Here is a 12,587-nt window from a genome sequence, read left to right as displayed (position 1 = left end):
TTTTGACAGTTGTTGAAAAAAATCATAATTGAACAACCTATATAACAAGTTTATAAACTGACAATCTACGCCTTAATAGGTTGTTGATAGATTAATAAGTATAAATTAGTAGTTTAGGAGGAAGTTACATGTTATTAAAGGAATTTATGTCTATAAATAGAATACAGAATGGTTATTTAGTGAAGGGGGATACCGCAGATATAAAAATAATTTTTATGTCAGATGATATTATACGTGTTAGAGCTTCTTTTGATAGAAAGTTTGAGGAAGCATCTTATACATTGGTTACGACTGCATGGGAGGATCGTTTTGATTCTTTACTTGCAGAAGAACGTGAAAGAATAGAAGCATTAGATATTCCTTTTGAAGAAAATGAAAAAGAAATTATATTTTATACAAAAACATTAAAATTAGTACTAGCTAAATCACCATTACATTTTTCTATATATAAATTAAATGGAGAAAAGTTATACAGTGATCTTGTAGATAGAGCTTTTGAATGTGATCAACTAGGAAGAATTTCTCATTATAATGAGGTTGATTTACAAAATGATCATTTCTACGGATTTGGTGAAAAGACTGGAAAGTTAGATAAAATGGGTAGAAGAATGCGTATGTCGCCTAAAGATGCAATTGGGCATGATCCTGAATTTGGAGATCCTTTATATAAACATATCCCATTTTATATTAAGTTAAATAACAATAATCATCATGCCATTGGACTTTTCTATCATAATTCCTATGATTCAGTATTTGATATGGGTAATGAAATTAGTGGATATTGGCCTCGTTATAGTTATTATCAAGCTGATGGAGGAGACATTGATCTATTCTTTATCAATGGACCAAAAGTTGAACAAGTCTTAGATAATTACACAAAACTTACAGGAAAGCAGGCAATGCCTCCTAAACAAAGCTTAGGTTATACAGCTTCTACAATGTATTATGCTGAACTTGAAAAAGATTGCGATAAGGAAATATATGAAGTAATTAAAAAGCATTTTGATGAAAAAATGTATATAGACAACTTTAAATTAGCATCTGGGTATTCTTCTGGAGAAGAAGATAATTTAAGATATATTTTCAATTGGAACAAAAATAGATTTCCGAATTCAGATGAATTTATGGAAAAAATGAATGAAATGGGTCTTAATGTTATACCAAATTTAAAACCAGGGATTTTAGCTAAGCATCCTTATAAAAAAGAATTTGAAGAAAATGATGTATTTATTAAAAATCCAGATGGAAAAGGAGATTATAATGGCCGTTGGTGGGGTGGTGTTGGAAGATTTGTAGATTTTACTAAGCCATCAGGTAGAGAAACGTGGAAGAAGCTACTTAAAGAAAATATTTTAAGCAAAGGAACTATAACCGTTTGGAATGACAACTGTGAATATGATGGAATAGAGGATCGTAATGCTGTATGTGATTTTGATGGAAAACCAGGCACTATGGCGGAACTTAAAATAATGCATTCTAATTTAATGGCTTATGTTGGAAAGCAAGCTGTAGCTGAACTTTATCCAAACCGCCGTCCATATATTATAAACCGTGCTGGATTTGCAGGTATTCAAAGGTATGCACAAACATGGGCAGGGGATAATTTAACAGACTGGCGTACATTAAAATTTAATATAGCAACTATTGTTGGAATGGGGTTATCAGGAGTAGCAAATACAGGTTGTGATATCGGGGGCTTTGCAGGAGGTGCTCCAGAAGGAGAACTATTACTAAGATGGATTCAAAATGGTATATTCCAGCCAAGATTCTGCATTAATTCAGCCAATAATGATAATACTGTTACTCAGCCATGGATGTATGAAGAAAATAATGAATTTGTACGTAATGCATATAGTCAGCGTTATAGAATGTTACCATATCTATATTCTTTAATGTATGAAGCTCATACTACTGGTAAATCAATAATGCGTCCATTACTCATGGAATTCCAAGATGATGTTAATTGTTATGATGATCAATATATGACATTTATGTTTGGACCATCTGTTTTAGTTGCAAATGTATTGGAAAAGGGAGCGAAGTCAAGAAAACTTTACTTGCCAGAAGGCTGTACTTGGTATGATATGAATAATAATATGGCTGAATATAAAGGCGGACAAGTAATAGAAATTCCAGTTACCCTTAACAGTATTCCTATGTTTCTAAGAGGCGACGGAATTTTCATAACAAACGAAGAAGTAAAGCATATTACTACGGATAAAATGAAGACATTAGACATTTTAATCGGTGGAGAAGCAGAAAGAAGCTTCAATTTCTACAATGATGATGGTGTAACTAATGATTTTGAAAAAGGTATATATGAAAATACAGAAATCAATGTAAGCGGAGGAGCACGTAAGAAAATTTCTTTTAAGACAATAGGAAGTTATGAAGCTGGAATATCTGATCTTACGATTAAATTAGTAAGTAAAGAGAAAGGTGCATATTGGGTTTCTGTAGACAATGAACAAATACCTCGTTTCTTAAACAAATCATCTTGGGAAAAAGCAGAACAAGGATGGTACTATGAATTATCAGATAGAACAGTGTTAGTAAAATGCAAGAAACCAGCAAAGAAAGAATTTGAAATTATAATTTCTTGTGAAAGATTTGATTTAATTGGTATGGGAGACGAATAGTACTGAATGCTTAAACCTAGACTTATACCATGACTCACCGAAAGGACAGGTACTCTGTTGTTTCGGTTACTGAGAATAAGTTTAGGATTTCTACCATCAGAAGTTGCACCATTTCTGCATGTTCCCCAGACAAGCTGGTGACAAGCAAATATGGAACAACTTCTGATGAAGAAATGCCTGAAACTTATTCTCTAATGTAACACTGCACAAAAGAGTACCTGCCCTTTCTGGTAAAGCATATTCTTAAAGGCATAAGTCCAAGTTATAAGGTATTTATCTAATAATAGAAAAAATAGTATTAAAATTTATCTAAGCAAAGGAGAATTGTTATGGCTTTTCAAGAAAAAAGTTTTGAATCATTTAATAAAAGGGACATGGTACAAGCTTGGATTTATACTCCTTTTCGTAAACCAAGGGGAATCATTCAGCTTGTGCATGGGTATCATGAACATTCACGTAGATATATGCACATGATATTAAAATTGAATGACGCAGGGTTTATAGTTGCTGCGGATGATCATGTAGGACATGGAAAAACCGCTTATGTTTCGGACAATTGGAGTGATTGGGGAGATAAAGGTTATATGACAATGGTAGAAGATGAACATTCACTTCGTAAAATTGTTCAAGAAGAATATCCAGATTTACCTTATTTTATGTTTGGGCATAGCATGGGATCGATGGTTGCAAGATGTTATGCTACCATTTATGGAAAAGGAATTGATGGTTTGATTTTATGTGGAACTTCAGGAGTAATTCCAACAGCAAGTTCAGTAATACCTGTTTTTAAAAACTTAATAGATGAAGGTAGAGGAGAAGAAGTTGATCCTTCTTGCTTAGAGATGCTCATGGGATGGATGTGGAAAACAGAACGTTATGAAGAAAATCCTGTTACTTCAAATACATGGGCATGTGGTGATCCTGATGTAAATGCAGACCATGCAAGAGATATATATAGTGATCTTCTAATGCAGCCTAATATACGTTCACTATATTATTTTGCAAATTTAATGAATGATATTGTTGGTGTTAAGTGGGCAGAGAAAGTGCCGACATCAATTAAAGTTTACAATATTGCAGGAGATAAAGATCCAGTTGGTCTGTACGGAGAAGGTGTTTATGCTGTGTCGAATTGGCTTGCAGAAACAGGGCACATGGTAAAGACAAAAGTTTATTCAGGATATCGTCATGAAATACAATATTATTTAGATATTAGGGATCAAGTTGAAGATGGAGTCATAGATTTTGTGAACTGTATTATTGAGAAGTAGATAAGCATTTCTCAATTCGCTAAAATAGTTGATAAGACGAGGCTTATATTGTAAATAGGGTAAAAATTATAAAATAAATATACTAGGAGATAGCATTATGAAGATAAGTAATAAAATTATAAGTCTAAAAAATATTGATAATTATTTAGAAATCACTACTAATGCAGCTAAATATAGAATTATACTTTTAAATGATAATATAGTAAGAGTTCGCTGTACTTTTGATGAGGAGTTTCAAGAAGAAGCATCATATGCTTTAGTTATGACAGCTTGGAAAGATAAAATGGACGAGTTATTAAAAGATGAAAGAAAACAAGTAGAAGCAATTAGCAGTAGTTATGAAGACTTAGGTAATTATATTATATTAGCTACAAAAAGTTTAAATATAAATATTTATAAAGAACCTTTTGGAGTAGAGATTACAGATAAGCAAGGTAATATACTACATTCAGATTTAAAAGAAAAATCATATGTAAAAGATAGCTTAGGAAGACTTTATCATTATTCATGTATGGATGATGAAGATTATTTTTATGGATTTGGGGAAAAAGCTGGGTATTTAAATAAGAAAAAGAGAAGAATGAGAATGCATAATGTAGATACTATAGGTTATGATTCAGAAAATACAGATCCATTATATAAGCATATACCTTTTTATATAAAATTTAATAATAAAAATAACATAGCTAGCGGAATATTCTATAACAATTCTTATGATTCTACTTTTGATATGGGATGTGAAAGAAGTGGATATTGGAATAAATACAGTTATTTCTGTGCTGATGGTGGAGAATTAGATGCATTTTTCATTTATGGACCTAAAATCAAAGATGTGGTAAGAAATTATACTGATTTAACAGGAAAAACTGCAATGTCTACAAAGTATTCCTTAGGATATATGGGATCAACTATGTATTACACAGAATTAGATAAAGATTCAGATAAAGCTATCTTACGATTTTTAGATAGATGTAAAGAAGAAGGAATCCCTTGTGATGGTTTCTTTATGTCATCAGGATATACTACAGGGGAAGATGGAAAAAGATATGTATTCAATTGGAATTACGATAGATTCAAAAACCCTGAAGATTTTGTAAGCCAAGTGAAGGAAAAAGGGGCTTGCGTGGCACCTAACATAAAACCAGGTATGTTAATTTCTAATCCGCTATACAAAGAATTTGATGAAGCTGGCGCTTATATAAAGGATGATGAAGGAGAAAAATCTCAAACAGATAGATATTGGGGAGGACAAGCTTCTTTCGTAGATTTTACAAATCCTAAGGGAAGAGAATTGTGGAAAAAGCATTTAAAAGAATCTTTAGTTTCGCTAGGAATTACATCTATATGGAATGATAATAATGAGTATGAAATAAATAATACAGAAGCAATTTGTCATTTCGAGGGCATGAAGAAAGAAATAAGTGGTTTAAGACCAATAATGCCAAATTTAATGGCATTTATGGCAAAGGAAACAGTCGCAGAAGTTTATCCAAATATAAGACCATATATAGTGAATAGGGCTGGATTTGCAGGGATTCAACGTTATGCTCAAACATGGGCTGGAGATAATAATACAAGCTGGAAGAGTTTAAAATTCAATATTCCAGTAATGCTTGGAATGGGCCTTTCAGGAGTTGCAAATCAAGGATGTGACATAGGAGGATTTTTTGGACCAGCACCTGAACCAGAACTATTTGTAAGATGGGTTCAAAATGGAATATTCCAGCCAAGATTCTCAATTCATTCTTGCAATACTGATAATACTGTTACAGAACCATGGATGTATCCATCTTATACAAAATATATAAAAGAAGCTATAAAACTTAGATATAAATTAGTACCATACTTATATTCATTGTTATTTGAAGCATCTAAAGAAGGATCACCAATTATGAGGCCTTTAATATATGAATTCCAAGATGATAAAAAGTTACTTGAGGAAAGCTTTGATTTTATGCTTGGAAGTTCTATTTTGATTGCAAACGTCCTAGAAAAAGGTGCAAAAACAAGAAAAGTATATTTACCTGAAGGAGCTGTTTGGTTTGATTGGGATACAAAACAGACATATGAAGGTGGACAGACGATTGAAGTTGAAGTTTCATTAAACTCAATTCCTATGTTCTTTAGAAGTGGAGCAATAATTCCAATTGCTGAAGGCTTAGCTAATATTCATAATGATTCAATAGAAACACTTAAGCTTCTAATAGAGCCATCAGAGGAATCAAGCTTTGTATTATATGAAGACGATGGTGTAACTAATAACTACAAAAATGGTGAATACTTAAAGACGTTAATATCAGTGAAGAGAGAAAATAGTGTTAAAATTGCATTTGAAAAAGAAGGCGGATATGACAAGCAGCCTAAAGAAATTAATATAGATTTAATATGTAAGGATATAGCTCCAGTTCAAGTTAACTTAAGAGATAAAAAGCTTGCCATGTTCCTAGATATAAAAGAATGGGAATTAAGCGAAGAAGGTTGGTATTTTGATATAGAACAAAAAACAACTAAAATAAAATATAAGAACATAAATGAAAATTATGATCTTAATGTTAATTTTAGCGTTAAAGATTTAATTTCTATATAAATTGCAATATGCATAGTTATATGTAAATATACATGAGAAAAAAGTATGATATAGATGCATTCATCTTACTTAAGATAGTTTATGGTTGTAAGAAATTATGGCACTAGTTATAATAAAATAAATGAAAAAATAATATAAATAAATAGAAGAGAATAAAATTAATAATTAATTCTATTTAGAATTTGAGGCTAGAGAAGAAGTATCTTTAGCCTTATTTTTTTTGTATTATAGTATATAATAGAAATTATAGGTAAATATTTTACAAGAAAATTTTGAGTAAATACATGTTGTAGAATATATAAACGAGTATGGAGGGATTAAGGGATGATAAAACTTATTGCAGCTGATATGGATGGAACACTGCTTAATAGCAATCATAAGATATCAAAGGAAAATATAGAAGCTATAAAAGTGGCTGAGAAAATGGGAGTGAAATTTGCAATTTCTACTGGAAGAATGTATGAAGATGTTAAACCCCTACTTGATGAATCTAATTTAAAATGTCAATGTGTCGTTCTAAATGGCGGAGAATACATAGATGAGAATGGAAAGGTATTAGAAGGAATTTACATTGATAGTAAGCAAGCAAGAGAAATTATAGATATGATATTAAAGGAAAAAATTATAGCTGAAATTTATACTAATGATGGATTATATAGTGTGAATACAATAGAGGAAGCATTAACTGAAGTTGCATACAGAATTATGGTATTCGACCCAGAAACAACTTTTGAAGATGCTATGGAAATGGCTAAAAATCATCCTCATTTTATTAATTTAAAATATGTTAAAGATATAAACGATTTTTTGAATAGTAATGTTAAGATAGGAAAATTTGTTGCATTTTATAACGATGAAGAGACAACTAAAAAGGTAAAGAACAAATTGGAATCAATAGGGGAACTTGCTATAGCATCAACTTTTACTAAAAATATAGAAATAAATAATAAAAATGCACAAAAGGGATTAATATTAGCAAGAGTTGCGGAAAAAATGGGGATAAAAAGAGATGAAGTAATGGTGATTGGGGATAGTTTTAATGATTACTCAATGTTTACTGAATTTACTCAATCTGTTGCTATGGAAAATGCAGTACCAGAAATAAAAGAAATAGCCAAGTATATAACTGATACCAATGACAATGCTGGAGTTGCTAAAGCTATTTATAAGGCTTTGAATTTAGAGAACAAAAAATATTAAAAGTAAATTTATATAATTTGTATGGAGAATATTAAACCGCTATGTTCTGGAATAAAGCCTTCTAGAACTATAGTGGCTTTTTTATTATACAGATAATTGATTTTAACTTTTTATAAATACTACTTGACATCTTTTGGTGAAAGCGTTAACATTATATTAAGTTTAGAAACCGGTTAACTAAAACGATAAACTAAAGCTAAAGTATAAAAAATATTGAAATTTAAACTCAAGTTTAAAAAATCAAAAATATTTGAAGTAGCGTGATAAGCATAGGGGGAATGTAAGAAGATAATCGATATTATTATGAACTCGCTGAAGGAATAATAAATTTTATAAATTGAACAAATGATTGCACAATAAAGCTAAAATTGTTTTTAATTATTAAATTATATGGAAATTAAAATGATTATTATGGGAGGATATGAAATGGATAAATCAAGTATTCAATTAACTTCTAAAAGGTGGAAAAGATTAATACCAGTAGCATTTATTACTTATAGCCTAGCTTACTTGGATCGTGCAAATTATAGTTTTGGTGTTGCAGGAGGTATGGGTGAATCTTTGCATATTACAGCATCGATAGCATCTCTTCTATCCGCCTTATTTTTCTTAGGATATTTCTTTTTTCAAGTACCAGCAGCATGGTTTGCAGAAAAGAAAAGTGCTAAAAAATTAGTTTTTTGGAGTTTAATATTCTGGGGGATATTAGCTGCTTCAAATGGCTTGATAACGAATGTAAAAGTTTTAATGGTTACTAGATTCATACTTGGAATAATTGAAAGTGCTGTTATGCCAGCTATGTTGATTTTTTTAAGTAATTGGTTTACAAAAAAAGAACGTTCAAGAGCAAATACATTTCTAATTTTAGGTAATCCAGCTACTGTTTTATGGATGTCTATTGTATCAGGATATTTAGTAAATTCTGTAGGATGGAGATGGATGTTTATACTTGAAGGAATACCACCAATTTTATGGGCGTTCTTCTGGTTGAAACTTTCAGATAATAAACCAAAGGAAGCAAAATGGTTAACTGAACAGGAAAAGAAAGATATTGATATGGTGATGGAAGAAGAACAAAAAGGCATAAAACCAGTAAAAAATTATAGAGAAGCATTTAAATCACCTAAGGTAATAATTTTATCATTTCAATATTTTTTCTGGAGTATAGGTGTTTACGGTTTTGTAATGTGGTTACCATCTATTCTAAAGGCAAGTCCTCAAATTAGCATTGTTTCAGCCGGTTGGCTATCATCATTGCCATATGCTTTAGCAGTAGTATTGATGTTAGTATCGTCTTATTATTCAGATCGTACCGGAAATAGAAAGACATTTGTTTGGGCATACTTATTAATAGGTACATTTGCATTTTTTGGTTCATATTTAATTGGGGCTTCAAACTTTTGGCTATCATATATTTTACTTGTAATTGCAGGAGGGGTTATGTATGCACCTTATGGTCCGTTTTTTGCAATAATTACAGAAATATTACCTAAGAATGTATCTGGAGGAGCAAGTGCCTTAATCAATAGTATGGGTGCACTAGGATCATTTGCAGGCTCATATGTCGTAGGATATTTGAATGGTATAACAGGCTCAGTAGATGCATCATATATATTTATGTCAGGGTCACTTTTATTATCAGTATTTCTAATGATTGCGGTTAAAACTTCTAAGGCATCGAATAAAATAGAAAATGCAGTAGAGGCTTCATAAATTAGTAATTCATTAGGTTATTGAATTTATACTATAAAAAGAATCTTATACAAACTAGACCTAATATTTAAGAGATAGAGGTAAGTCTTTTATTTAAAGTTTTTGTAAAGGATATCTAGAATAATAAACTTAATCAGATTAATATATAAATGATCGTGTAATGGCTTGACATTTTTTGGTGAAAGTCTTAACATTATATTATCACTTTAGAAACCGGTAAACTAAAACGATAAACTAATAGTGAATACGATTGTTAAAGCGATTTAATCTGATTGAGTTGATTAATAAATATGTTAAAGAAAAATAGAGAATAGTAGCATAAATTATTGAATCTTTGACAGTTAAGATTGATAATAAAAGTATTGAATGGAGGAATAAGTTATGCTGAAAAATTCTACAGATAAACAAAAGAACGTAACAATTGCAGATGTTGCTGCTTATGTAGGAGTCTCTAAGACAACAATATCTAGATATCTAAACAAAAATTTTGAATTTATGTCACAGGAAACTCAAGAAAAAATAGATGAAGCAATTAAAGTATTAAAATATAGGCCAAATCGTATAGCTCAAACACTAAAAGCTAAAAATTCCAATATAATTGGGGTAACAATTGCAGATATAGGAAACCCATTTTCTTCATTACTAATTAAAGGAATAAATGACGTATGTAGAGCAAATAATTATCAGCTACTTGTAACAAATGCTGACAATCTAGCAGAGAGAGAAAGAGAGAACATAGAATCCCTGTTAGATAGCCAAGTTGATGGTTTACTAGTTAATACTACGGGTAATAACTATAAATATTTACAAGAGTTTAAGGATAGTGATAATTTTAAACCAATAGTATTATTGGATAGATTTATAAATCCATTAATTTATGATTCGGTGACAATGAATAATGCAGAGGTAACAAGAAACATATTAGATGAGTTACTAAAGAATGATTATGATCATTATGTATATTTTTCAGAAGACATAAATGGGATAAGTTCAAGAATAGAGAGAAAGAAAGCAATGGAAGAATTTCTATCTAGAAATGCAAATACGTCAGGAGAAACTAATATTATCAAAAAAAATGATATAAATGATATAAAAGAAATAATAGAAAATATTCTAAATAAAAATAAAGATAAAAATATATGTTTCTTTGCAAATAATGATGAAATTTTAAAGGTTCTTATAGAATGCTTATATGATTTAAATATAAGAATTGGAGCAGATATTGGTATATTTGGTTTTGCTGAGGAGAAATGGGCCCGATTAATTGGCCCAGGAATTACATCAATAGATGAGAACCCATATGAAATGGGAGAAAGAGCAGCTAAGCTACTATTTGAAAGAATAGATGGAAGTAGAAAAGATGATTTTATCTTAGAAGAAATACCGGTTAAAATACATCTAAATTACTCAACAAGAAATATAAAAAAATAAGTGGGGATAGTTATGAATCAACTAGGTATAAATTTATTAGTATTTAAAAATGAATTAGATAAAGGGATAAAACAAGAACAAATATTAGAGCAAATAGAGGCATTAGGTGTTCATATAGCTGAAATAAGAAGAGAATGTCTAAAGAACTTAGCGGAAGAAATTCCGATTATAAATAAATTAGCTAAAGAATTTGGAATAGAATTATATTATTCAGTTCCGGAGAAAGTAGCTTGCGAAAAGAAATTAAATCCAGATATTAATGTTTATTTTGAGGAAGCAAAACTGATGGGGGCAAGTCACATAAAATTCAATATAGGTGACTTAGTAGAGTTAAGCTTAGATGAAATAAAAAAATTAAGAGATATTATTTATAAATTTGAGATTAAAGTAACAATAGAAAATGATCAAACTCCTGAAAATGGAAATTTAAAATGTGTAATAGATGCTATTGATATTATAAACAAAAATTCATTACCAATCGGATATACTTTCGACTTAGGCAATTGGTATTGGCAGAATGAAGATCCTGAAAATGCATTTGATATTTTACGTTCAGCTATTACAGTATTTCATTTAAAAAATGTAGAGTTTCTAAATAATAAGCCTACTACAACTTTACTGTCAGAAGGACAAATTAATTGGAAGGCAATGTTAAAGAAGTTATCTAATAATGTGCCAGTAATGATCGAATATCCAATTAGAAATGAAGATATACGAGGAGAATTAGAGGAAGTAAGAAAAATTTTGCTATAGATTGGCAACGGAAAGGGTGAAAAAAATGAGTGAGATTATTACAATTGGTGAACCAATGGTAATGTTTTTAGCAGATACTAAAGAACATCTTAGCAACGTAGAACATTTTACAAGGTTAATTGCTGGAGCAGAACTTAATGTAGCTATGGGACTAAGAAGACTTGGACATACAGTTACATATATAAGCCAAGTTGGAGAAGATCCATTTGGGCAATATGTAAAGAAATATCTAGAGAATGAAAATATAGATGCAACTTTTGTAAAGACATATAAAGAAGCACCAACAGGATTTCAATTTAAAAATAGAACTGATGAGGGGGATCCAGAGGTACTATATTTTAGAAAAGGAGCGGCAGCATCAAGAATAACTAAAGATATTTTAAATGAAATAAGTTTTTCAGATGGAAAGGTGCTTCATATTACAGGAATTTTTCCAGCATTAAGCGAAACAACTTTAGAAACAACATTTAAAGCTATAGAAAAAGCTCACGAAAATGGTATGCTTGTTACTTTTGACCCTAATCCAAGGCCCGTATTATGGGAGAGCAAAGAAAAGATGATTCAAGTGACTAATGAGTTAGCATTTAAATCAGATATTGTATTACCTGGTTTCAGCGAAGGAAAATTATTTACAGGAAAAGATTACAAGGAAGAGATTGCTGATTTTTATTTAGACAAAGGTGTAAAAAAGGTAGTTATAAAAATGGGAACTACCGGTTCGTATTCTAGGGAGAAATTAGAGAATGGACAAATAAAAGAAGCTGAGTATCCAAGCTTTGAAGTTCCAGTTTTAGATACAGTAGGAGCAGGAGATGGATTTGCAGCAGGAGTTATTAGCGGAATTTTAGAAAATCTTGAAGATAATAAAATTTTAGAAAGAGGAAACGCTATTGGTGGAATTCAAGTAATGCATCTAAGTGATAATGAGGGATTACCAACAGTAGATGAATTAGATAATTTTTTGAAAAATCATAAAAGAAAAGTTTCATAAGA

8 protein-coding genes are annotated in these 12,587 nt (G+C 30.5%); all 8 read left to right on the top strand.

What is annotated here, in order from left to right; translation table 11 throughout:
- The first annotated feature begins 128 nt into the window (after positions 1–128).
- The 8 genes from F3K33_RS23695 (at position 129) to F3K33_RS23660 (ending at position 12,585) form a co-directional block, all read left to right on the top strand.
- Positions 129–2,639 (top strand): glycoside hydrolase family 31 protein, encoded by a 2,511-nt coding sequence (locus tag F3K33_RS23695; RefSeq protein WP_023975902.1) that lies wholly within the window; start codon positions 129–131, stop codon positions 2,637–2,639.
- Between the two features lie 329 nt (positions 2,640–2,968).
- Positions 2,969–3,910 (top strand): alpha/beta fold hydrolase, encoded by a 942-nt coding sequence (locus tag F3K33_RS23690; protein ID WP_023975901.1) that lies wholly within the window; start codon positions 2,969–2,971, stop codon positions 3,908–3,910.
- Between the two features lie 97 nt (positions 3,911–4,007).
- Positions 4,008–6,497, top strand: a complete 2,490-nt coding sequence (locus tag F3K33_RS23685) for a glycoside hydrolase family 31 protein (protein WP_039770743.1) — start codon at positions 4,008–4,010, stop codon at positions 6,495–6,497.
- Positions 6,498–6,821: 324 nt separating this feature from the next.
- Entirely contained in the window at positions 6,822–7,697 is an 876-nt protein-coding gene (locus F3K33_RS23680; protein WP_023975899.1) for a Cof-type HAD-IIB family hydrolase, read from the top strand.
- A 426-nt stretch (positions 7,698–8,123) separates the two neighbouring features.
- Positions 8,124–9,410 (top strand): MFS transporter, encoded by a 1,287-nt coding sequence (locus tag F3K33_RS23675; RefSeq protein WP_039772928.1) that lies wholly within the window; start codon positions 8,124–8,126, stop codon positions 9,408–9,410.
- Between the two features lie 381 nt (positions 9,411–9,791).
- Positions 9,792–10,841: a LacI family DNA-binding transcriptional regulator gene (locus F3K33_RS23670; protein ID WP_023975897.1), complete on the top strand. Its 1,050-nt coding sequence runs from the start codon at positions 9,792–9,794 to the stop codon at positions 10,839–10,841.
- Between the two features lie 12 nt (positions 10,842–10,853).
- Positions 10,854–11,594: a sugar phosphate isomerase/epimerase family protein gene (locus F3K33_RS23665; protein WP_023975896.1), complete on the top strand. Its 741-nt coding sequence runs from the start codon at positions 10,854–10,856 to the stop codon at positions 11,592–11,594.
- A gap of 25 nt (positions 11,595–11,619) precedes the next feature.
- Positions 11,620–12,585, top strand: a complete 966-nt coding sequence (locus F3K33_RS23660) for a sugar kinase (RefSeq protein WP_023975895.1) — start codon at positions 11,620–11,622, stop codon at positions 12,583–12,585.
- Positions 12,586–12,587 lie beyond the last annotated feature (2 nt).

It is taken from the genome of Clostridium beijerinckii (genome assembly GCF_008705175.1).
Taxonomy (GTDB): domain Bacteria; phylum Bacillota; class Clostridia; order Clostridiales; family Clostridiaceae; genus Clostridium; species Clostridium beijerinckii.
Note: the sequence above shows the minus strand (reverse complement) of the source record. Positions and strands in the feature narration are given on the sequence as shown.

Bases quoted from the DNA above. Each gene is read 5' to 3' on its own strand.
- F3K33_RS23685 (WP_039770743.1), top strand. From the start codon at position 4,008: ATGAAGATAAGTAATAAAATTATAAGTCTAAAAAATATTGATAATTAT.
- F3K33_RS23660 (WP_023975895.1), top strand. From the start codon at position 11,620: ATGAGTGAGATTATTACAATTGGTGAACCAATGGTAATGTTTTTAGCA.
- F3K33_RS23675 (WP_039772928.1), top strand. From the start codon at position 8,124: ATGGATAAATCAAGTATTCAATTAACTTCTAAAAGGTGGAAAAGATTA.
- F3K33_RS23690 (WP_023975901.1), top strand. From the start codon at position 2,969: ATGGCTTTTCAAGAAAAAAGTTTTGAATCATTTAATAAAAGGGACATG.
- F3K33_RS23680 (WP_023975899.1), top strand. From the start codon at position 6,822: ATGATAAAACTTATTGCAGCTGATATGGATGGAACACTGCTTAATAGC.
- F3K33_RS23695 (WP_023975902.1), top strand. From the start codon at position 129: ATGTTATTAAAGGAATTTATGTCTATAAATAGAATACAGAATGGTTAT.
- F3K33_RS23670 (WP_023975897.1), top strand. From the start codon at position 9,792: ATGCTGAAAAATTCTACAGATAAACAAAAGAACGTAACAATTGCAGAT.
- F3K33_RS23665 (WP_023975896.1), top strand. From the start codon at position 10,854: ATGAATCAACTAGGTATAAATTTATTAGTATTTAAAAATGAATTAGAT.